Origin of the sequence: Salinimicrobium sediminilitoris (assembly GCF_020866905.1) — a bacterium.
Lineage (GTDB): Bacteria > Bacteroidota > Bacteroidia > Flavobacteriales > Flavobacteriaceae > Salinimicrobium > Salinimicrobium sediminilitoris.
The window spans coordinates 439,570-461,015 of sequence record NZ_JAIVCC010000002.1 but is presented as its reverse complement, the minus strand read 5'-3'; the positions used below and the strand labels follow the sequence as shown (position 1 = coordinate 461,015).

At 41.8% G+C, this 21,446-nt stretch carries 19 protein-coding genes; 9 read left to right on the top strand and 10 right to left on the bottom strand.

The window, feature by feature from the left end; genetic code table 11:
• Nucleotides 1-30: 30 nt before the first annotated feature.
• From LA313_RS03810 to LA313_RS03780, 7 genes are all read right to left on the bottom strand, one after another.
• A complete protein-coding gene (locus LA313_RS03810) occupies nt 31-1,404 on the bottom strand; it encodes an MBL fold metallo-hydrolase RNA specificity domain-containing protein (protein ID WP_228913323.1) in 1,374 nt (457 codons plus the stop codon).
• Nucleotides 1,397-2,242 (bottom strand): restriction endonuclease, encoded by an 846-nt coding sequence (locus LA313_RS03805; protein ID WP_228913321.1) that lies wholly within the window; start codon nt 2,240-2,242, stop codon nt 1,397-1,399. Before LA313_RS03805 ends, LA313_RS03810 begins: the two co-directional genes overlap by 8 nt.
• A 10-nt stretch (nt 2,243-2,252) precedes the next feature.
• Nucleotides 2,253-3,104, bottom strand: coding sequence for a universal stress protein (locus LA313_RS03800; RefSeq protein WP_228913318.1), 852 nt, complete (start codon nt 3,102-3,104; stop codon nt 2,253-2,255).
• A complete protein-coding gene (locus LA313_RS03795) occupies nt 3,104-3,949 on the bottom strand; it encodes a universal stress protein (RefSeq protein ID WP_228913317.1) in 846 nt (281 codons plus the stop codon). The genes LA313_RS03800 and LA313_RS03795 overlap by 1 nt, the downstream gene beginning before the upstream one ends.
• 11 nt (nt 3,950-3,960) lie before the next feature.
• The gene (locus LA313_RS03790; RefSeq protein WP_228913316.1) at nt 3,961-4,809 is read right to left on the bottom strand and encodes a universal stress protein; all 849 of its coding nucleotides are present in this window, start codon (nt 4,807-4,809) and stop codon (nt 3,961-3,963) included.
• A 194-nt stretch (nt 4,810-5,003) separates the two neighbouring features.
• Complete coding sequence (locus LA313_RS03785) at nt 5,004-5,471, bottom strand: Hsp20/alpha crystallin family protein (RefSeq protein ID WP_228913314.1); 468 nt, start codon at nt 5,469-5,471, stop codon at nt 5,004-5,006.
• A 105-nt stretch (nt 5,472-5,576) separates the two neighbouring features.
• Nucleotides 5,577-6,614, bottom strand: a complete 1,038-nt coding sequence (locus LA313_RS03780) for a response regulator (protein ID WP_228913312.1) — start codon at nt 6,612-6,614, stop codon at nt 5,577-5,579.
• A 213-nt stretch (nt 6,615-6,827) separates the two neighbouring features.
• Between LA313_RS03780 and LA313_RS03775 the strand changes: the two genes are divergently transcribed.
• Both LA313_RS03775 and azu read left to right on the top strand, forming a co-directional pair.
• On the top strand, nt 6,828-7,094 hold the full coding sequence (locus tag LA313_RS03775; protein WP_228913311.1) for a zinc ribbon domain-containing protein: 267 nt from the start codon (nt 6,828-6,830) through the stop codon (nt 7,092-7,094).
• A 116-nt stretch (nt 7,095-7,210) separates the two neighbouring features.
• The gene (gene azu, locus LA313_RS03770) at nt 7,211-7,777 is read left to right on the top strand and encodes an azurin (RefSeq protein ID WP_228913309.1); all 567 of its coding nucleotides are present in this window, start codon (nt 7,211-7,213) and stop codon (nt 7,775-7,777) included.
• Nucleotides 7,778-7,828: 51 nt separating this feature from the next.
• On the opposite strand, the gene LA313_RS03765 is transcribed toward azu, so the two are convergent.
• The 3 genes from LA313_RS03765 to LA313_RS03755 are packed head-to-tail and all read right to left on the bottom strand — an operon-like array spanning nt 7,829 to nt 10,379.
• Nucleotides 7,829-8,827 (bottom strand): MlaD family protein, encoded by a 999-nt coding sequence (locus tag LA313_RS03765; RefSeq protein WP_228913308.1) that lies wholly within the window; start codon nt 8,825-8,827, stop codon nt 7,829-7,831.
• A gap of 6 nt (nt 8,828-8,833) precedes the next feature.
• Complete coding sequence (locus LA313_RS03760; protein ID WP_228913306.1) at nt 8,834-9,598, bottom strand: ABC transporter ATP-binding protein; 765 nt, start codon at nt 9,596-9,598, stop codon at nt 8,834-8,836.
• A 1-nt stretch (nt 9,599) separates the two neighbouring features.
• Nucleotides 9,600-10,379: an MlaE family ABC transporter permease gene (locus LA313_RS03755; RefSeq protein ID WP_228913305.1), complete on the bottom strand. Its 780-nt coding sequence runs from the start codon at nt 10,377-10,379 to the stop codon at nt 9,600-9,602.
• A gap of 221 nt (nt 10,380-10,600) precedes the next feature.
• Here LA313_RS03755 and LA313_RS03750 point away from each other — a divergent pair, with 221 nt between their 5' ends.
• The 7 genes from LA313_RS03750 (at nt 10,601) to LA313_RS03720 (ending at nt 21,432) form a co-directional block, all read left to right on the top strand.
• The gene (locus LA313_RS03750) at nt 10,601-11,212 is read left to right on the top strand and encodes a flavin reductase (RefSeq protein ID WP_228913304.1); all 612 of its coding nucleotides are present in this window, start codon (nt 10,601-10,603) and stop codon (nt 11,210-11,212) included.
• Nucleotides 11,209-12,375 (top strand): M20 family metallopeptidase, encoded by a 1,167-nt coding sequence (locus LA313_RS03745; RefSeq protein WP_228913303.1) that lies wholly within the window; start codon nt 11,209-11,211, stop codon nt 12,373-12,375. The genes LA313_RS03750 and LA313_RS03745 overlap by 4 nt, the downstream gene beginning before the upstream one ends.
• Nucleotides 12,376-12,387: 12 nt before the next feature.
• The gene (locus LA313_RS03740; protein ID WP_228913301.1) at nt 12,388-13,407 is read left to right on the top strand and encodes a DUF1611 domain-containing protein; all 1,020 of its coding nucleotides are present in this window, start codon (nt 12,388-12,390) and stop codon (nt 13,405-13,407) included.
• A gap of 257 nt (nt 13,408-13,664) precedes the next feature.
• On the top strand, nt 13,665-14,612 hold the full coding sequence (locus tag LA313_RS03735) for a 1-phosphofructokinase family hexose kinase (RefSeq protein ID WP_228913300.1): 948 nt from the start codon (nt 13,665-13,667) through the stop codon (nt 14,610-14,612).
• 48 nt (nt 14,613-14,660) lie between these two features.
• Nucleotides 14,661-17,471, top strand: a complete 2,811-nt coding sequence (locus LA313_RS03730) for a cation-translocating P-type ATPase (RefSeq protein ID WP_228913298.1) — start codon at nt 14,661-14,663, stop codon at nt 17,469-17,471.
• Nucleotides 17,472-17,480: 9 nt separating this feature from the next.
• Nucleotides 17,481-19,004 carry a trehalose-phosphatase gene (gene otsB / locus LA313_RS03725; RefSeq protein WP_228913296.1) on the top strand — a complete coding sequence of 508 codons (1,524 nt, stop codon included), beginning with the start codon at nt 17,481-17,483 and terminating at the stop codon, nt 19,002-19,004.
• A 10-nt stretch (nt 19,005-19,014) separates the two neighbouring features.
• Entirely contained in the window at nt 19,015-21,432 is a 2,418-nt protein-coding gene (locus LA313_RS03720) for a glycoside hydrolase family 65 protein (RefSeq protein WP_228913295.1), read from the top strand.
• The last annotated feature ends 14 nt before the right edge of the window (nt 21,433-21,446 follow it).

Sequence of the window (21,446 nt, the reverse complement as noted above, 5' to 3'; positions counted from 1 at the left end):
TCCGTGGTGAGAGCCACGGATTTTTTTTGTTTAAACTTCTACCGTTACCGTATCTCCCAGGTGTGGAATCTCGGCATGCCAGCCGTAACGGTCTTTAATTTTAACCCTAAGAACATCTGAAGCTTTTTTCTCGCCGTGGATAAGGAAAATCCGATCCGGGTTATTGTCGAGGTCGACTAACCAGTCCAGTAATTCATGTTGATCTGCATGAGCAGAAAGGCTGTTTATATTCTTTACTGCGGCTTTTACCTCATAGTAATTTCCAAAGATCTTTACATCGGCCACCCCTTCCTGAAGTTGTCTTCCTCTTGTTCCTTCGGCCTGGAAACCAACCAAAAGAATGGTGGTATTGGGATCTTTAAGGTGAAATCTCAAATAAGTTAAAACCCTGCCTCCAGTGACCATCCCGCTACCCGCTATAACAACTTTGGGTTGAGGATCGTCAATTACCTTCCAGGTGTCCTTATATTGTGTAATGATCCTGAAGAATCTTTTCATTTTTTTAAATTCTTCGGTATTTAATTTGTGCCAGGACATAAAACTGCTAAAGACCTTAAGCACCTCATTGCCCATGGGACTGTCAATATAAACGGGAATTGTTAGGTTCTGGTTCTTTTGATAAAGTAGATAGATCCTGTACATCAAAGTTTGAAGACGCTCTACTGCAAAACTAGGGATAATTAAGGTTCCATTATTTTCAATAGTTTTTGTGATGCAGGAATCCAGGATCTCATCAACGTCTTCCTCCGGATGTATTCTATCCCCATAGGTGCTCTCCAGAAACAGGAAGTCTGCATGCCCCGGTTTGTGTGGGGCTTCCAGAAGCGTGTCTGAGTTTCGACCAATATCTCCTGAAAATACAAAGATCTTACCGTTTATATCCAATTCGATGAACGTAGCTCCCAGGATGTGCCCGTTCCGAAGGAAACGAAATTTAATCTTTTCTGAGACCTCCATCCATTCATCTGTCCTAACAGATTTGAATAATTTTACAGTTTCTTCAACATCTTCTTCGGTATAAAGTGGCAATGCCGGCTCATGTATTGAAAAATGTTCTTCATTAGCCCTTTTTGCATCTTCCTGCTGAATTTTAGCACTGTCTGTAAGGATGATTTCGGCTATAGCCAGCGTGGGGGAGGTGCCCAGAATTTCCCGGCTAAAGCCACCCTTGACTAACTTTGGCAGGTAACCGGTGTGGTCCAGGTGACCATGAGTGAGAAGTACCAGGTCAATTTTTTCAGGAGGAAAAGGAAAAGGTTTCCAATTGAGTTCTCTTAATTCCTTGAGCCCCTGAAATAATCCGCAATCAATGAGGATATTCATCCAGGGAGTCTCAAGCAGGAACTTTGAGCCTGTTACTGTACCTGCGGCACCTAGAAAACGGATATTTACTTTTTCAGCCATTTGCTTTTTTTAAGGGCACCACTAGTTCTTCCATTTCCCGAAGAATTCTTCTCTTTCTATTTTCTTTTATCTCCAGCTGGTCGAGAAAAAAGTCGTCTTTTATTAATTGTCTGCACAGCACTACATCCCTGCTTAGGAGAAATTGTTTCTCCCTGGCAGACAAAAGAGTGGAAACGGTAATGGGGTAAAGCCCTAATTTGTCTATTCTTTCTTTTAACGCATTCCCTTTAGGATAGTCCCAGCTTAAAAGTTTTAAACCTACACATTTACCATAGGTGATAGCATCCTGTGTAAACCTGGTATTTGTAACAACCCAACCCTCATGGCGAATTCCTCCATTTTTGTGCATTTTTAGATGAAAACTTTCCAGATCCAAAAAACGGGAGTTGATATAAAGCGGAACCTTTACATCGCATTTTTTTCCCTGTTCACTATGGAATTTACATTCCATGAACATCTTGAGGTCCTTTAGCCCGGCTACTACATCTACTTCATGACTAACACATGAACCCTGGAGAATTTTCCCAACTTCTACTTTATAACCGCTATTTTCAAAAATGGCAGCTACAAATTTCTCAAAAGGGAATCCTGTAGGCCCCAGTTCGTAAATTGCTTTTTTAAGTTTAAAACGGGAGGCAGTGAGGCCGTCCTGCTTTCGCAGGAGATCAAAAGCCTGTTTGTATATTTCTTTAGTGGAAATATCGGGATGTAATCGCCCGCGCAGGCTTTTTAGAATATCATCGATAACGGGCTCATGTGCACCGGCTCTTCTTAGGGAAGATGCCACTTTTGTTTCCGAAAACTCTGATCTTTCCCCCGAGGCGGTAATAACTTTCATGACATTTTCTTTAATCTGCCCTTGGAGGCTGGTGGAGTACCAAAACCGGTACTTTTGAATAGTGCGCCAAATTCTTATATAATGGGTTTAGGAGCAGGTTTTCTAAAAACGTATGTTTTTTATTGATAAATGCGACTAATCCACTTCCCCGGCTTTCTAAAAAGGAATAGATGCCCAGAGGTACACTAAGATATTCCAGGGAATGAAAGGAGTGCTTTACGTCCTCAAGCTTTTCACTAAGCAATTTCCTGTTATGATGCTGAGACCTGTTGAGGCCACCTTCTTCGGCTATGTGAAGGATCCTTAGAGCAGCTTTAAATTTTGTTGCCAGGGAAATCAGAAAATCAAGATCATCGGGCGTTAGTTCTGCTTTGAAGCTGTTGGCAAGAACAATTTCATTTGGAGGTTGAAATACCATATTGGAAGGGACCGATAATACCGGACAATTTTCAATCTCCTCCATAATATTTAGAGTATTTGTTCCATAGATAACTTCTTTTGCTCCTGTATGGCCCTGATTTCCTATAATGATCAACTCTATTTTCCTTTTTCGTAATTCTTTTAAAATGGCATCTGTAAGTAATAAATTGTGAGCTGCTATTTCAAAAGAATGGTCCTTTCCCGCAGTGATTTTTAATTCTTCGACTACCTTATTAAGCTTAGAATTTGCTTCCTGTCGGGCTTTTTCCAGTACAGCTTTACCCGGTGTAGCAGATAACTGACTTTTTTCATGGTAATCGAAAACCCTGTATGCATGAATTAAGATAAAATCCATTTTTTCTTCCTTGTACATATCCAGGGCATATCTTGCCGCATTCAGGGAATTGACAGAAAAATCTGTTGGCAAAAGCACTTTTTTCATTATTTCCTTTTTTTAGACGGAATGACCAGGAATGGTACTTTAACGTTAAAACCTATTTCGTTTACAACAGGTGTAAATAAAAGATTCTCAAAGAAAGAATGCTTATTATTTATCATCACCAGCATGTCAATTTCATTTTCTTCCTGAAAATCATAAATAGCCCTGGTGACACTTTTTTCGGTTATGCTGTAAAAGTGATGACCAATATCTTTAAATGCTCTTCCCAAAGCTTTTTTTCTACTGGTTTGGGTAGAGGAAAGGTTTACTCCAAAATAGACATGAAGAATATGCACCTTAGAGGAGTGACTTAATGCAATCTCCTTTAAAATGTTCAGGAGCTTAGGGATTTCCACTTCATAATCTGTTGGAAAAAGTATTTCTCTGGGAGCCTTGTAATCATAATGTGCCGGAATTGCCATTAATGGGCAGCGGGCTTTTTTTATTGCGTGCACCGTATGGGTGCCAAAAAGAATCTCTTGAGCTCCAGTAGCTCCTTTCGTTCCCATCACAATAAGATCTATTTCTTTCTCTAAAACCACGTCTTTTATTTCATCATTTAAAAGATTGAAGGAGGAAATCTTCTCAAAGTGATGTTTTTCATTCTTGAAATTTCGCTTGATCCTTCTTCGCACCCTTTCCAGTCCTTCCATGGATTTGTTTTGGTAGATCTCAGTCAGAGTGGGTTGAGTAGCACTGTAGACCAGGTACTCGTTGTCATAGAGCACCGGGGTGTAGGTGTTGAGTAAGTAAAAAGTACACTCCTCCCCATTGAAAAGCTGAACGGCGTATTTCGCTGCATTGTATGCATTTTCTGAAAAGTCGGTTGGCAACAGGATCTTTTTCATGGCCTAATAATTTAAAGACGATAAAAATTTTGGAGTACCAGAAAGGGGATTTTTGGATGAAGCCCAATTTTATCGATTGTTGAGGTATATAAAATGTTTTCAAGATAGCTGTGGCGGGAATTAACCAGGATAAGCAGGTCAATGTGGAGGTTATCAATCATTTTTTCAATGGCCTGTGTTTTTTCCATTTCCTTTTCATGATGATCATGCAACTTTAAATCATAGAATTGCTGCAATATGGCTTCTTTATTGTCTCTCTGTCTTAATGTCTCCTCGGCAAAGCGAGAAACATACAGCATGTGAATCTCTGAACAAAAAGAGCGTGCTATTCCACCCACTAATTTGAGTTCTCGGCGTTGATAGGGCAGAAGGTAATTTGTGGGAAACAAAATCCGTTTGGGATCTGAAAATTGGTAATTTTCGGGGATACTTAATACAGGACATTGCACATATTTAATGATTTGCAGGGTGTTGCTGCCAAAAGTTAGCTTCCGGTCATTGGTTGCCCCACGGGTGGAAGTAATAATTAGATCGGCATTTTCTTTTTCGGCAAGATCATTCACTTCATCTATTAAAAGTCCGAAAGCCGGGATGGGATGAAAGGAATGTTTGGGGTTGGAATACAATTCTTTTATCCGGGAGATAACGTTCTCCAGCTCCCGGCTACATTTTTCTTTTACGGTTGCTTTATATTCCTCCAGAAAATCCTGTGTAATTACTCCTTCAAAATTGTAAACTTCATCGGCATAAGCGTGCAGCACATAAAATTCGCTTCTCTCATATTTAAAGAGTTCTGCAGCATATCTTAATGCATTAAATGCATTTTCTGAAAAGTCGGTAGGAATAATTATCTTTCTCATTTCCTGGTGTTTTGATTAAAGTTAGAGAAAGTTTCCTAAAAGAAACATGACGGGTGTCATTTAAAGAAAAAGAGACTGTCCTAGTGATAAGTTCTCGTCAAACCAAACCTTGTTCGGTGAGCAATTTGCTTCTGTTTAGGATGCAAATTATTATAATGACGACTCTTTACCAGTATGGCAGTCTCTCCCCCAGGTTAGGAAACCTTAATGGTTTTTGGCTTTTTGGCTTCCGAACCTTCTCTTTTGTTCAATTTAAGCTTAAGAACTCCATCTTCGTAACGGGCAGAAACATCTTTATCCTCATCTACAGATTCCGGAATGCTTACAGATCTTGAGAAGGAATTATAACTAAACTCCCTGCTCACATAACCTTCTTTTTCTTCTTCTTTTTTTTCTTCTTTTTCAGCTGAAACAGTAAGAATACCGTTGTCAAGAGTGATCTTGAAATCATCTTTTTTAAGACCGGGTGCGGCAAGCTCTACTTCAAATTCTTTTTCTTTTTCTTTTACGTTCATTGCCGGACTAAAATCCAAATCTCCGTTTGTTTTAAGGAAGTTCTTCATCATTCCGCTACGGTCAAAGAAATTTGAAAAGAAAGGATCGTTGATAAAGGCATTACTCAACATTGGAGTCCTGCGCTTTTTTGTGGTTACTAATGACATAACTCTAGGTTTTTTGTTAGTAATTTTTCTTTCTAATTTACAGAGCATTAGCTCTAAATAGAATGAGAATTGTCATGTTTGGTAAAAAATAAAGTGCGAAAAATCCTAATGTATTTCTCTTAATTTTTCAAGCTGAAGGATCTTAATATTTCGTCCTATTATGTCGATTAATCCATCCCTTTTTAGACAGGACAAACTTCTTATAAAACTTTCTGTAGATATCCCGGCTACACTTGCCATGTCACTTCGGGAAACTTTGATTATTGGAGTGGCATCATTTTTTACTTTTTCAGCAAATTCCAGCAAAGTGCTGGCAGTCTTCTTAAGTACTGAACTATAAGCCATCTCCAGGAGATGTGTTTTTAGAACATCAAGATTGTGAGAAAGTACTTCGGCAAACTCCAGGGTCAATTCGTGATTTTTCTTTAGTAACTGGATGAATTCTTCAAGCGAAATCCTATAAAGAATACTCCTTTCCAGGGCATGGGCACTCTCGGGATACCGGGAGAATTTAAAACTGTAGAAGCCCAGAAAATCTCCTTTTTGAGGTATACTCGTTATAAGTTCTTTTCCATGTTCATCCAGCTTAAAGGTTTTTACCAGGCCGTGCTCAAGAAGTAATACGTTTGAAGCCATCCTGTTCTCCATATAGATTTCTTCATTTTTCTCTACCTGTATCTGTTCCCCGTAAGTTCGAATATATTCTTTAAATTCTTCCAGATGAAATTGTGGCTTCTTTCTTCTTTCTTCTTCTTCCTCCCTTAGTATTTGTGTTCGTTTAGCTATGCGCCTTTCCAGGGCAAGAATAAGGTCTTCTTCATTAAAAGGTTTCGTGATGTAGTCATCTGCCCCAAGATTCATACCCCGCCGAACATCAGCTGGATCTGCTTTAGCAGAGAGAAAGATGAAAGGAATATTCCTGGTGTAACGGTTTTGCTGAAGAGCCTGATATACTTCATAACCATTAACATTAGGCATCATGATATCTGAAATTATGACATCGGGAAGTTCTTTAAATGCCTTTATTAATCCAGATTTTCCTTCGTGAGCAAGCATAACCCGGTAACCGGAAAGCTCCAACAATTCCTGAATATTTTCAGCAAGCACAAGATCATCTTCTATAAGGAGGACCGAACTTTCCATTGGTGTTGATTTACAGTCTAATACAGGAGGAGTTTTGGTGAAAACACATCTCATTATCAGCTAGTTAATAACCTTAATAAAGATACATTAGAAAAGTTTATTTAGGAAATATTTAAGACCTTAAAATCTCTTTTTTTTGTTCACAGTTTTTATCTTTAAAGGAACCCTATTTTAACCTAACAAACTGAACAGTAGTTGTTTAAAAAAGTTGCTATGAAACCACTTATTTGTCAATCCTGCGGACTTCCTTTTTCAGAAAAGATGAGAGGTACAAACAGGGATCAAAGTAAAAATTCAGATTATTGCCTGGGGTGTTTTAAAAATGGAGAATATACAGATCATCACATCACTATACAGGATATGAAGAAAAGGCTACTGGATATGGCCAGACACCATGACGAAATGAGCATTGAAGAAGCCCATCAGGTAATTCAAATCCTCCCAGATCTTAAAAGGTGGAAAATGACTCACATTCTATAGTATCCTCACTTTAGACTTTCCTTAACTTAAGCTTTTTAGAAAAAATCGTTTAATTATCTACCTTTGACTATTATCTCAAGAAATGAGATGAAATTATGAACCAAAAAACGATTAGAATGAAAGATCTTATGAAATTTCTTGCGCTTTTTTTGACTATAGTTTTAGTAAGCTGTGGTGATGAAAAGAAAGAACAGGAAACAATAACTATTGGAGAAGAAGGTAGTTTAGAAGAAGTTGACATGCGTGAAAACACTGTAGAGACAACTTCCGAAGATGCTCAATCTGGAGAGGCTGTAGTACGCCAGGATGGGATAGTACAGGTGAACCTCACCGGTAACGACCAAATGCAGTACAACCTCAATGAAATCAAGGTGAAGGCAGGAGAGAAAGTACGTCTTACCCTTACTCATGTGGGACAACTGCCCGAAAATGCTATGGGACATAATTTTGTGCTACTAAAGCAAGGAACAGATGTAGTGGATTTTGCTCAAAAAGCTGCTACCGCTTCAGGTAATGATTATATTCCTGAAGGAACAGACGCAGTAATTGTCCATACAGAGATGATTGGCGGTGGAGAAGAGACTACTATTGAATTTACTGCTCCAGAGCCGGGAACTTATGAATATATCTGTAGCTTCCCTGGACATTATATCCAAATGCGCGGGAATTTTATTGTAGAATAAATATTACGTTCCTCAAAAATGTAAAAGGCTTTCCTCACAGGAAGCCTTTTTTTATTCATCAATTTTTGCTTCCTCCCTTTGCTTTATTCTCGCCTGCCTCTCAAAGTACCTTCTGAATAAAATATTGTGCTGCAGCGCTTCCATGCTTTCATCGAATTTTTTGGTAGCTTTTTCAATATTCTCCAGGGTGGAATCGAGTTTATCCACTGCCCCGGGATCATTGAGTAAATAATCGAGAGTGCCTTCACCTTTTCTTAAATCATAAGATATCTGTTCAAGATTAGTAGTCATGTTGCTTATTTGCAGAGCAGAAATTTCCAGGTTGGTAATGACCCCCTCAATTTGTTTAGCAGCTGTGGTATCGCTAAGTAATACCCCTGCAACACTTTCTTTGTAACTTACTTCATTAATGATAGCATTGATACGGTTGACCATCGCAGAAACATTTTGAGTGGATTGCCGCAGGCCTTCTATGCTCTTTTTAAAATTTCCCGCCATCTCCTCATCCTTAATTAAAGCCCCGAGGGTGCCTTCTCCTTTATTTATGCTATTGGTGATCTTTAGAAGATCAGCAGTTAGGAGCGCCGCATTTTCATTTGTAGTATTTAAAGTGGTGAGCATATCGGCAGTGGCAATTTTGCTTATAGAAGTAATAGTATCTCCAAACTCTACCGGAGGCGACGGGGCCGAATTATCTTCCCCCGGCAGGAGATTAACCACCATACTGCCCACTAATCCATCGGAACTAATGGTGGCAAGAGAATTTTTTCGAATGAGGTTCATAGTGCGTTCATCCACCCTCATACTCACTGCTATACTGGTATCATTGATTATTTCAATATCTTTTACTGTTCCTACATTGACTCCGGCAAACCGCACGTTGTTTCCACGTTGCAGGCCACTAACATCTTTAAAGACCGAAATGATGACACTATTATCTCCAAACAGGTTCTGGCGGTTCCCAATAAAATAAACCGCAGCAACAAAGATGGCGATTCCAAGGATCACAAAGATTCCTAATCTCAGGTTTTGTGTATTTGAATTTTTCATCTTTTTTCATTTAAAGAAGGCCTGAATTTTCGGGTCTTCAGAAGTTGATAGTTCCTTAAAAGTTCCTTCTGCGTAATTGGTTCCCTCCAGTAACAGGATCATTCGGTCTGAGATCACCCTGGCGCAGTCCACATCATGAGTAATGATCAAGGATGAAGTCTTGTATTTTTTCTGAATATCCATCATCAATTTAATAATTTCTTTTGCGGTTATAGGATCGAGCCCTGTTGTAGGCTCATCATATAAAATTATCCTGGGTTTAAGAATAAGGGCACGTGCCAGGGCGATCCTTCGTTGCATGCCGCCTGAAAGCTCTTCGGGCATGAGATCGATCGTCTTAGCCAATCCCACATTATTTAACGCTTCCAGTACAAGTTCCTCAGTATTTTCAATATTCATTCTCTTGGTATGACGTCTTAGCGGAAATTCCAGGTTTTCCCTCACGGTCATGGAATCATATAATGCGCTTCCCTGAAACAAAAATCCTATCTCCGCCCGTAACTCATCCATTTTAGTTTGGTCCAGCTTGCTAATATCCTCGTCCAGGACTTCTATTGTGCCGCTATCTGGTTCCATTAATCCTACAAGACATTTGATCATAACCGATTTTCCGGAACCTGATTTCCCCATAAGGACCAGGTTTTCGTTTTCATACATTTCAAGATTGAAGTTGTTCAAAACAACCTGATCTCCAAATTGCTTCTGCAGGTTATGAATTCGTATTACCGGCTTTCCTTTATTAGAGGAGGAATATGTATTTTCTTCCTTCATATCATCCGTATATAAGGTCTGTAAGAAAAACTGCTATAAAATCTATAATGAAAAGCAGCATACTTGTATATACCACAGCCGAATTGGAAGCCCGGCCCACGCCGGCTGTTCCTTTACTGCTGTTATAGCCTTTAAAACACCCTACCAATCCAATCGCAAAACCAAAAAAGAAAGATTTGGCAGTTGCCGGAAGGAGATCGCTGAAGGACAGCGCCTCAAACACCTGATTAAAGTACAGGATGAAAGAAACCTGCCCCTTTACATTTTCCACAATGGCCGAACCAATAAGTGCAACAAAATCTCCAAAAAGTATGAGCAGGGGCAGCATGAGTGTTGCTGCAAGAATACGTGTTACGACAAGAAATTTAAATGGATTGGTTCCCGAAACTTCCATGGCGTCAATTTGCTCGGTAACTTTCATAGACCCCAGTTCAGCACCTATACTTGAACCTATACGTCCTGCACAAATAAGAGCTATGATCACCGGTCCTATTTCCCGAACAATTGAAATACTTATCATGTTGGGAATCCAGGAAGAGGCTCCAAATTCTTCCAGAGTAGGCCTGGATTGCAGTGTAAAAACAAGTCCGAGTATGAAGCCTGTAACTGCAACCAATAGCAGGGACTTGTTGCCCATTTGGTAACACTGTCTCAAAAATTCCCGGAATTCGATGGGAGGACTAACCAATTCCCTGAAGAATCTTCCGGCAAAACGTGCCAGTGCTCCTGTTTCCGTAAAAAAGGAGGAAATGTTAGCGAACATGGGAAAATTTCGGGTCATACCGCAAAATTTCTATGTTAAAACTACTTCATATTTATTGAGTGAACTATGATATCTCTCAGGTTTCCCCGGAAACCCTATGGCCATAAAAGCTCCTTTTAAAAATTTTATGAACAATGTAATATACAAATATTCATTTTTGAAAACATAGGAAACTGATTATTGTCATTAATTAAACTCTTTTATATCAGTAAATTGTAGGGAAATATGAGCAGGCCGTTATGGAAACTATGGACAATAATGAATACACCTCTCTCGATCTTTCAACTGCTGTGTGGGATCGGATATTTATGGTTGCTCCTCTCATTGTAGTGGGAACCCGTGAAGGAACAGAATATGATATGGCACCCAAACACATGGCCTTTCCCGCAGGGTTTGATAATTACTTTGGTTTTGTCTGTACTCCCAAACACGGTACTTATCAAAATATTAAGACAACCAAGGAATTCACAGTGAGTTTTCCCTTGCCCGATGATGTGATTCCAGTAGCTCTTAGCGCCACATCAAGAGAAGAAATTATTTCAAAATATCACGAGGTGGTAAGCAATCTTCCTGTTGTACAGGCTGAAACAATGAATCTGCCGGTGCTTCGTGATTCTTACCTCATATTTGAATGTTCGGCATTTAAGGTCGTGGACGGCTTTGGAGAGAATAGTATCATCACCGGCGAGATCAAAGCTGCTTTTGTAAAAAAGGATTATAGAAGGGTTTCAGATAGTGATGCCCAAAACCAGTTGGTAGAACATAATCTTCTGGCATTTATAGCTCCCGACCGCTTTTCCCGGATAAGTGAAACCTATCAATTTCCCTATCCTAAAGATTTTAGAAAATGACGACTACCGCCCATACAGCAAAAGAGATCCGGGACCATCTGGAGTCGGAAGAAGGACCAATGAAAGAATTTCTTAGGGAGCTGGTAAGTATGGAATCACCCTCGCGGGATCTAAATGCATTGGAGAAAATAATGCATTTCCTCGAATCGGTTTTCAGTAAACTAGGTTATTACACGCTGCGGGTTCCGGGTAAGGAGACAGGAGGCTACCTGTATGCGAGGCCGAAAAACCGCGAAAAGCATGCTCCTATACAGTTGTTAGTAGGTCATTGTGATACTGTTTGGGAACTCGATAGTTTGAAGAAAATGCCGGTGCATGAAGAAAATGAAAAATTTATGGGGCCGGGAATTTACGATATGAAAGCCGGACTTACACAAATATATTTTGCCCTTCAATGCATAAGAGACCTTGGACTGGCCCATAAGGTAATGCCAGCGGTCCTTATCAATGCAGATGAGGAGATTGGGAGCCTGGAATCGACTGCTGCTATCGCCCGATTGGCTGCCATTGCGAATCGTGCATTTATTCTTGAGCCTCCCCTCGGGTTGCAAGGGAAATTAAAGACTGGAAGAAAAGGAATCGGGAAGTTTACCGTTAAAGTTCAGGGACGTGCAGCACATGCCGGTCTGGATCCTGAAAAAGGGATTAATGCCATTGTAGAACTCTCCAAACAAGTACAGAAGTTATATGCAATGAACGATCCCGAAAAAGGAATAACTATAAATGTAGGGAAGATCGAGGGAGGGACCTCAGCCAACGTAGTAGCTTCTGAAAGTAGTGCCGTCGTAGATGTACGGGTTTACAACCAGGAAGATGCCGATTATATATCCCGCAAGATTTTATCCCTTAAGCCTTCCCATAAGGAGGTTGTGATGAAGATCGAGGGAGGAATAAGACGTATACCTATGGAAAAGACCGAAAGAAACCGGGTTCTTTGGGATCGTGCAAAGGCGGGAGGAGAACTCCTCGATCTCAAACTAGAGGAGGCGACTGCCGGTGGAGGATCTGATGGAAACACAACCAGTCTCTATACTGCTACCCTTGACGGTTTGGGAACAACCGGGGATGGTGCGCATGCACAACATGAATTCATCTTTACTAAACAACTTCCCGAGCGAACCGCACTGCTTACATTGCTGTTGCTGGAGGAACCTTTAACCTGAAAAACTAAAAAAATGGATTATAAATATATTTATACCGCCCTTACCCGAACTTCAGATCTTGCAGATAATCCATTTGAGGTTAAAAAATTAGATAAAGAGAAATGGGCCACGGGCGACTATGTGGTCTGTAAGTTGACAGATGTAGGTACCAACGATGCGAAACTTGAACTCACCAATGGAAGGTTACGCGGAGTAATGGAAGGGGATGTATTGGTAGGGGCTTTGGGAATAAGACATGCGACCCTGGAGGCTACCGGAACCTGGAAAGAGGTGGGCGAGGACGGTATACTTCATGTTCTTAGCTGGGGAGGTCTATTGGGTAAACTCACCTCCAGGTCGATATTCATGCCTAGATTTATGGAAATACGATATTTGGGTCATGCATGCAGAGGAGGAAAAAATCTTACAATGGAGGATTTTGTAAAACCTGTAGAACACAAGAAGTTTGAAACTCCCGTTATATTGTTTATTGGTACTTCCATGTCCTCCGGCAAGACCACAAGTGCCCGTATAGTGACAGGTATCCTTAAAGCGGCAGGATTAAAAGTTGTAGGAGCAAAAATCACCGGCACTGGTAGACAAAAAGATATTCTTGCCGTTAAGGATGTAGGAGCCGATGCTGTTTTCGATTTCGTGGATGCTGGTCTGCCATCTTCGATTTGTCCTCCCGAAGAATATTCAAAAAAACTTGAGTATATGCTGGACAGGATAAGTGCAGAGGCTCCAGATGTCGCTGTGATCGAAATTGGCGCCTCTCCGCTGGAGCCTTATAATGGCGAACTGGCATATCAGGGAATAAAAGCCCAGGTGAAATGTGTTGTTCTCAGCGCGTCAGATCCCTATGCTGTTATGGGAATAATGGATGCATTTCATCTAAAACCAGATATAGTTACAGGGATCTCTTCAAATACACTTGGAGGAAGGGAGCTGGTAGAAAAACTTTGCGGAGTTCCGGCATTAAACCTGCTTGATGTGGAGAGTATCCCACGGGTAAAGAGCATTTTGAGACAACGCCTGGGTAAGGATATTTGATGAACGTTCTCTGGAGGGAGAACATTAATGGAATAAATACGGTTTCAATTTAACCAGATTCCTCTTCAGTTGAAAAGCAAAAGATCCCAAATTCCGGCCGAGTCAGGAACTTTCTTTGAAAAATTGGAAGCTATAAAAGCATCCTTTTGTTCTTATATAAGCCTTTTTAAAAAGACAGTAATTAGCATAATAGCTATACAGATGTAAAACTAATCAGTAAATTAGAGAGAATGTTTTATTAATTTATTTAACCAGCAATGATTATCACTCTAACTGTAAATCCTGCCCTTGATATTTATTCGACAACAGAGAAATTTGAGCCAAATGAAAAACTCCGTTGCGAAAAACCACTTATTGATCCGGGAGGAGGCGGAGTGAATGTTTCCCGGGTCATCAAAAGACTGGGAGGGGAATCAATAGCTGTTTATACTAAAGGTGGACATACAGGTAAGCTTTTCTCCGATCTGCTAAAAAAAGAGGGTGTAAATGAGGATCCCGTAAAGGTGAAGAATGACCTGAGACAGAACTTTGCCATTACCGAAACCTCCACCGGGAATCTTTACCGTTTCGGTTTTCCCGGAGCCGAACTGGAGAATTCTGAATATGAAGCTTTACTGGAAAAAGTAGATAAGTGCGAAAAAGGATCATTCCTTGTGGCCAGTGGAAGCCTTCCGCCCGGTGCACCATCTGATTTCTACGCCAGAGCAGCGGCAAGAGCAAATAACTGCGGACTTAATTTTGTGCTTGATACTTCCGGAAAATCTTATAAGGGCGTACTGGAGCAGGGAGCTTTCCTTTTAAAACCTAATAAAAAAGAACTTAAGGATATCACGGGGGAAGCAGCAGAGAGTTTAGAGCAACAAAAAAAAGCTTTACTGCACATTCTTACCGAATATCCTGTGGAGATCATTGTTCTCTCTTTGGGAGGAGAAGGAGCGCTTTTGGCTACAAAGGGTGAGGTGTGGCATTATCCTGCACCAAAAGTAGAGCATGTAAGTTCCATTGGGGCAGGGGACAGTATGGTTGCGGGGATGGTCTACAGCCTTGCGGAAGGACATCCCGTGGAAGCAGCTATTTTATACGGGTTAGCCTGTGGCAGTGCTACTATAAAATCCCCGGGTACCGAGTTACTTAAGAAAAAAGATGTGGAGGTTCTTCATGAGAAGCTGCTCAAAAAAACTATGGGAAAGGGTAAAAAGATCTGAAATGGAAAACTTTCCGCTTTGAGAATAAAATCAAAAAAATAAGGGATCATGGAAGAAAGTACAGACCGGAAACATAAAAGCGAAGACGCTTACCGCAAAACGAGGGATGAAGTGGCTGGCGACCTTTCATCACACCTTGAAAAAGGGATTACAGAAGAGGAAGCAGAAAAGCGGCTGAAAAATCATGGTCTGAACAAATTAAAGGAGGGTGAGGAGCGCAGTATTTGGGACCTTATTCTATCACAAATTAACAATCCGGTAATTTACCTGCTCTTTGCAGCCGCTGCCCTAGCACTTATTTTCGGTGATATTCCAGAGGGGATAGCAATTTTTATCGTGCTTCTGGTCAATACCATTATTGGATTCTGGATGGAATTTCAGGCACAAAAGTCCATGAAGGCGCTTAAGAAACTTGATAAGATAATGGCCACAGTCATTCGGAATTCTGAAGAAAAGGAAATCAATGCAGAAAAAATAGCGCCAGGGGATATTATTAAAATAGAAGCCGGGGATCTTATTCCCGCAGATGCCAGAATTCTTGAAGCTACAGAGCTTAAGGTAGACGAATCCCCATTAACCGGAGAATCTGTTCCTGTAGAGAAAAATCCGGAAGTAATTCAGGAGGAGCTGCAGGTAGCCGACCGCCTGAACATCCTTTATAAAGGTACCGCCGTAACAGCAGGAACTGCAATCGCCCTTGTCTTCGCTACCGGTATGGATACCGAAGTTGGAAACATCTGTTCCCTGGTAGAGGAGCAGGACAAGGAGGAGACCCCGCTTAACAGCAAACTAAACAAACTCACCAAAAAGCTTATTTGGGTAATCCTTGCTATGGCAGCCGCTTTTTTCTTCTTTGGCTGGCTCGCTGGAAAAGACCTGTATCAACTGGTACAAACTTCTATTGCCTGGTCTATTGCTGCCATTCCTGAAGGTTTACCCATAGTTGCAAGCATCGCCCTGGCCCGGGGAATGGTAAGACTTTCCAAAAAGAGCGTTTTGATAAAAAGCCTTGGTGCTGTTGAAACGCTGGGAGAGACTACGGTGATCTTCACCGATAAAACCGGAACTCTTACCAAGAATGAGCTCACCGTCCATAGCTTTTGCCTGCCTCAGGAACAGCTGTTAAAGGTTGACTGGCACGGGAGTAAACCGGAGCTGGATGGCGAGAAGCAACAAAGCAGCGAAGCCAATTTTAAGGAGATGCTAAAAATTGCTGTTCTGGCCAATGATGCCTCCCTAAAGGAACCGGAAAAAAATGCTTCGGAAAGGGCTGAAGGTAAAGAGAAGTCAGAGATGGATAGTAATCCTAAAGCCACCGAAGGTTCAGATGACAAATCTGAAGCGGAGGACGGGGAAATATCTGCCAAAGGAGATCCGCTGGAGATTGCCCTGCTTGATTTTGTCAGCAAATTTGATCCGGAAGTATATGGGGAACTGCAACAATTGCAGCGGGAACTACACGATCCTTTTGATTCAGAATCTATGGTCATGGGAACTATTTATGGAGATGACGGAGATTTATATGTCGCCGGAAAAGGGTCTACAGATGCTATTTTGGCCCGTTCCAAAAAGATCTTAAAAAATGGAAAATCCGAAGAATTGAATGAAGAGGAAAAAGAAACATGGAAGAACAGGAATAATGAAATGGCAGAAGATGGTCTACGGGTGCTGGGCTTTGCTTATAAAAAAATAAAAGATCTGCCCACCGGGGAAGAGGCTGAAGATTTTTTGCATGAACTAATATTTGTGGGGCTGCTGGGATTCCTGGATCCTCCCCGTAAAGAAGTTACCGCGGCCATAGAAACCTGTAAAGCTGCCGGCATAAAGGTGGTGATGGTAACCGGAGATCATCCCGGAACAGCCACAAACGTGGGGCGGGAGGTAAAGATCTTTTCAAAAGGAGAAGAAAAACAAGGGGAAGCCGTACTGCATGGAAAGGATCTGGATAAAGAATTTGAGCGGGAGAACCCTGAAAAACTGGTGAACACCCCTATATTTTCACGCGTGGATCCAGAGCAGAAGTTAAACCTTATAAGCCATTTTCAGGAACTGGGGGAAATAGTGGCCATGACGGGAGACGGAGTCAACGATGCCCCGGCTCTCAAAAAAGCCAATATCGGGATCGCTATGGGAAAACGGGGCACACAGGTGGCCCAGGAAGTGGCAGATGTGGTGCTAAAAGATGATTCGTTCAATTCTATTGTCACTGCTGTCGAACAGGGGCGCATCATTTTCGGAAATATAAGAAGGTTTGTTCTTTATCAACTTTCCTATCACCTGGCCGAGATCATCCTTATTGCCCTTGTAAGTTTCTCCTTATTTATTCTGCCTATCCTGCCTTTGCAGTTACTTTTCCTTAACCTGCTTTCAGATGTTTTTCCGGCCCTGGCACTGGGAATTGGGGAAGGTACACCTAATGTAATGAAGATGCCGCCCAAAGATCCCAAAGAACCTATTATCACCCGAAAGAACTGGCTGCAAATTGTAGTGTACGGGGTAATTATAGCAATAAGTGTAACAGGGGCTTATTTTTATTCCCACTTTTATTGGGATGAGACAGAAGGGATCAACAATAATATTGCTTTTTTAAGTCTGGCTTTTTCCCAGTTTCTGCACGTTTTGAATATGCGTGAGGGCTGGGAACCGGTTTTCAATAACCAGGTTACCCGTAACAAGTATGTGTGGATGGCGGTGATCTTTTGTATAGCTGCTGTGTTTGCAGCCTACTTCATTCCTGTAGTGGCCGAGGTTCTTAACTTACAACCTTTAGAGGCAAAACATTGGGGACTAATAGCCATTGCCAGTATTTTACCTACCCTGGTCATTCAAACAATCAAACTTATTAAAAAAGATTTTTAAATCATTCATATGAAATACTACCTAAAAGCTATAATCACAGATCTTGACGGCGTGATCACAAGTACCGCGCGGCAACATGAAAAAGCCTGGAGGAAAACATTTAATGATTATAATGAGCGGCGGAAAAAAGAGGGGAAAAAAGAATTTCTTTCTTTTTCTGAAAAAGATTATGCCCGGCACATAGATGGGATTCCGCGCTACGACGGAGTAAATAATTTTCTTGTTTCCAGAGGGCTGGAACTCCCTTTTGGCACCCCCGAAGATGCCGCGGGATCCCAAACTGTCTGTGGGCTTGGGAATCTTAAAAACCAAAACTTCAGGAAGGTGATCGATGAAGAAGGAGTTGATATTTATGAAAAAAACGTTCAGCAGTTAAGAGACTGGAAAAAACAGGGGCTTAAAATCGGACTCATTTCTTCCAGTAGGAACTGCAGGGAGATCCTAAAAATAGCGGGTCTTGAAAATGGCCTTTTTGACACTGTAGTAGATGGCATTACTTCCGCAGAAAGGAACATTCCGGAGAAACCGGCGCCCGATATTTTCCTTGAAGCAGTAAAAGAGTTGGGTATAAAACCCGATCTCGCCATGATCATTGAAGATGCACAGGCCGGAGTAGAAGCAGGTAGAAAAGGAAATTTCAGGTTGGTAATAGGAATTGAAAATGCTTCTTCCAAAGAGGAATTACTGGAACATGGGGCGCATTTGGCAGTGAAGAATCTTCAGGAATTAGATCTGGAGTTTAAGAAAGGTCGGGAACCAAAAAAACTACCCTCGGCAATTGAGAATTTTCCGGAGATAAAGCAACAATACCTGCAGAATAAACCTTTGCTGTTTCTCGACTTTGACGGAACTCTTGCACCTATAGTAGAACATCATGCAGACGCAGCTATTTCTGAAGAAATGAGGGAACTGGTGAGGGAATTGGCAGAAGTTTATCCGGTGGCGGTGATAAGCGGGCGGGGAATGGCCGATGTTAAGCAGCGGGTCAACCTTCAGGGGCTTTACTATGCCGGGAGTCATGGTTATGAGATCTCCGGCCCAGACGGTTTTTTTAAAGAAAATGAAGAAGCTCAAAAAGTCCTTCCGCTTTTTGACGAGATTGAACCTATCCTTAGGGAGCAGCTTCAGAATATTAAAGGAGTGGATTTTGAACGTAAGAAATTTACCCTTGCTATTCACTATCGCCAGGTAAAGCCCGAATTCGAGCAGGAAGTGCATGACAGGGTGAATGGGGTGCTGAAAGATTACCCCGGACTTACCGCAGCAGGGGGGAAAAAAGTGATTGAAATACGACCCAATATTGACTGGCACAAAGGAAAAGCAGTTGAATTCCTGAAGCGGGAACTTTCAAGTCAGGAGAATTCTTTTTCGATTTATGTGGGTGACGATGTCACAGATGAAGATGCTTTTAGAGAAGTGGATCATGGGCTGGGGATTCTTGTGGGAGAACACAGCCAGGCCACCTTCGCCGATTATTCTCTGCAGGACCTGGAGGAAGTAAAAACCTTTTTTAGAGAACTTATCAAAATCTGAGGTGTGAAAAATGAAAGACTGGATCTTAAAATATGATAATTATTCCCCCCAGGAGGAGTTGCTGCGCGAATCGCTTTGCACCCTCGGGAACGGTTATTTCGCTACCAGGGCAGCTGCAGAGGGTTCAGTAGCGGGAGAAAATCATTATCCCGGCACTTACCTCGCCGGGGGTTACAACCGTCTCGAAACCACCATAGCTGGCAGGGTCATTGAAAATGAGGACCTGGTGAACTGGCCCGACTGGACGCTGCTAAGGTTTAGGCTGGAAAATGGCGACTGGTTTAACATAGATGCTGTAGAGATCCTTGAGTTTGAACAGTCTCTTAACCTTCGGGAAGCGATCCTGGAGCGTAGAATGAAATTTCGGGACAAGGAGGGCAGGGAAACACAGCTTAGCAGTCGTAGGGTGGTAAGTATGTCAAAAATGCATCTGGCAGCAATCGAGTGGGAATTAAAACCTCTAAACTGGGAAGGTTCAATAACCATTCATTCAGCTTTGAACGGTAAAGTGTCAAATGCAGGTGTTGCAAGGTATAGAGACCTTAATGGACAACATCTTGTTCCGCTTGATACGGGTAGTTTTGATGAAGACGGTATGTATCTTAAGGTGAGAAGCAGCCAGTCTGAAATTGTGATGGTCCAGGCCTGTAAAACCGGGGTAAGTTTTGAACTTTATGAGCCTTCCGTGGAAAGGAGAAGTATCATCGAAAAGGATTACGTGGCCCAGGAACTCATTTTTGAAGCCCGGGAAAACAAGGCCATAACTGTTGAAAAGCTGGTAGCAGTGTATACTTCCAGGGACATGGCCATTGCCGATCCTCTGTGCGAGGCAAAGAAGCTGGTAACAAGAATCCCGGGATTTGGGGAGCTTCTGCGGTTTCACAAAATGGCCTGGGAAGAACTTTGGGGGCAGAGTGATATCCTTTTAAAAGCTGATGGGAATAATGACCAATTGTTGTTAAGGCTGCACATTTTTCACCTTTTTCAAACCTTCAGCTTGAAAACCATTGATGAAGATGTAGGTATACCCGCAAGAGGATGGCATGGGGAAGCCTATCGCGGACATATATTCTGGGATGAGCTTTTTATTTTTCCTTTTTACAATATTACTATTCCCGAACTCACCCGGGCCTTGCTTATGTACCGCTACAGGAGATTACCCGAAGCACGGTTTGCAGCCAGTAGCGAAGGCTACAAAGGGGCTATGTTTCCCTGGCAGAGTGGGAGCAACGGGAGGGAAGAAACTCAAATTATTCACCTTAACCCCGAATCAGGAAACTGGTTGCCAGATAATACTCATTTGCAGCGGCATGTTAATTCAGCTATAGCCTATAATGTGTGGCAGTATTTCCAGGTGAGCGGTGACCTGCAGTTCCTGGCCTTTTATGGTGCAGAACTGCTGCTCGATATTGCAAAATTCTGGGCCAGCAAAGTGAAGTACAATGAGGAGAGAGGAAAATATGAGATACATGAAGTGGTGGGCCCAGATGAGTATCATACCTCTTATCCCAATTCTTCAGAGCCCGGTCTTCGAAACAATGCGTATACAAATATCATGACGGTGTGGACGCTAAAGCACGCGCTCCTCGCCATTCAAAAACTTAATGATCGCAGAGCAAGTGACCTGTTGAGGTTAATGGAAATAAATGAGGAAGAACTTTCCCGCTGGCAGAACATTTGTGAAAACATGTTCATTCCTTTTCTGGAGGATGGAAAGATAATTGAACAATTTGAAGGTTTTGATAAGCTGAAGGAGTTAGACTGGAAACGGTACCACGAAAAATATGGGGAGACCATGAGACTGGACCGTATCCTTGAGAAGGAGGGCGATGATGTCAAAAATTACAAGGCGGTAAAACAACCTGATGTATTAATGCTTTTTTTTCTGTTTTCTTCCGAAGAGCTTAAAGAACTCTTTGATCTTATGAATTACCACTTTGACCCGAAAGAGCAAATTCCCGCAAATATTGATTATTACGAGGCGATCACCTCTCATGGTTCTACCTTAAGTAAAGTGGTTTACTCCTGGGTTTATGCCAGGTCTCACCGGGAACAATCCTGGCATGATTTCAAAAAAGCTCTTATTAGCGATTTTTCAGACGTGCAGGGAGGGACTACAGCCGAAGGTGTACATATGGGAGCCATGGCGGGCACTGTAGATCTCATTCACCGCTGCTACACGGGAATAGAATTTAAAAAAGAAGCCCTTTATTTTAATCCGGGATTACCTCAAAATGTTGAAGAAATAAGTTTTAGATGTAGATACCGGCGGCATTGGCTCGAGGTAAAACTCACACAGGATGTTCTATTCCTTAAAAGCCATGGTGGCTGGCAGGACCTTATAAAAATAGTGGTAAATGAAGAGGAGTTTGTCATGAGAAAAGGGGAGGAGAGAAGTTTTACCTACCGGAAGAAAGAAGCTCAGTAAATTACTGGTTCTTA

Coding starts and splice junctions, on each gene's coding strand:
- LA313_RS03810 (WP_228913323.1), bottom strand. CDS start 1,404: ATGGCTGAAAAAGTAAATATCCGTTTTCTAGGTGCCGCAGGTACAGTA.
- LA313_RS03805 (WP_228913321.1), bottom strand. CDS start 2,242: ATGAAAGTTATTACCGCCTCGGGGGAAAGATCAGAGTTTTCGGAAACA.
- LA313_RS03800 (WP_228913318.1), bottom strand. CDS start 3,104: ATGAAAAAAGTGCTTTTGCCAACAGATTTTTCTGTCAATTCCCTGAAT.
- LA313_RS03795 (WP_228913317.1), bottom strand. CDS start 3,949: ATGAAAAAGATCCTGTTGCCAACCGACTTTTCAGAAAATGCATACAAT.
- LA313_RS03790 (WP_228913316.1), bottom strand. CDS start 4,809: ATGAGAAAGATAATTATTCCTACCGACTTTTCAGAAAATGCATTTAAT.
- LA313_RS03785 (WP_228913314.1), bottom strand. CDS start 5,471: ATGTCATTAGTAACCACAAAAAAGCGCAGGACTCCAATGTTGAGTAAT.
- LA313_RS03780 (WP_228913312.1), bottom strand. CDS start 6,614: ATGGAAAGTTCGGTCCTCCTTATAGAAGATGATCTTGTGCTTGCTGAA.
- LA313_RS03775 (WP_228913311.1), top strand. CDS start 6,828: ATGAAACCACTTATTTGTCAATCCTGCGGACTTCCTTTTTCAGAAAAG.
- azu (WP_228913309.1), top strand. CDS start 7,211: ATGAAAGATCTTATGAAATTTCTTGCGCTTTTTTTGACTATAGTTTTA.
- LA313_RS03765 (WP_228913308.1), bottom strand. CDS start 8,827: ATGAAAAATTCAAATACACAAAACCTGAGATTAGGAATCTTTGTGATC.
- LA313_RS03760 (WP_228913306.1), bottom strand. CDS start 9,598: ATGAAGGAAGAAAATACATATTCCTCCTCTAATAAAGGAAAGCCGGTA.
- LA313_RS03755 (WP_228913305.1), bottom strand. CDS start 10,379: ATGACCCGAAATTTTCCCATGTTCGCTAACATTTCCTCCTTTTTTACG.
- LA313_RS03750 (WP_228913304.1), top strand. CDS start 10,601: ATGGAAACTATGGACAATAATGAATACACCTCTCTCGATCTTTCAACT.
- LA313_RS03745 (WP_228913303.1), top strand. CDS start 11,209: ATGACGACTACCGCCCATACAGCAAAAGAGATCCGGGACCATCTGGAG.
- LA313_RS03740 (WP_228913301.1), top strand. CDS start 12,388: ATGGATTATAAATATATTTATACCGCCCTTACCCGAACTTCAGATCTT.
- LA313_RS03735 (WP_228913300.1), top strand. CDS start 13,665: ATGATTATCACTCTAACTGTAAATCCTGCCCTTGATATTTATTCGACA.
- LA313_RS03730 (WP_228913298.1), top strand. CDS start 14,661: ATGGAAGAAAGTACAGACCGGAAACATAAAAGCGAAGACGCTTACCGC.
- otsB (WP_228913296.1), top strand. CDS start 17,481: ATGAAATACTACCTAAAAGCTATAATCACAGATCTTGACGGCGTGATC.
- LA313_RS03720 (WP_228913295.1), top strand. CDS start 19,015: ATGAAAGACTGGATCTTAAAATATGATAATTATTCCCCCCAGGAGGAG.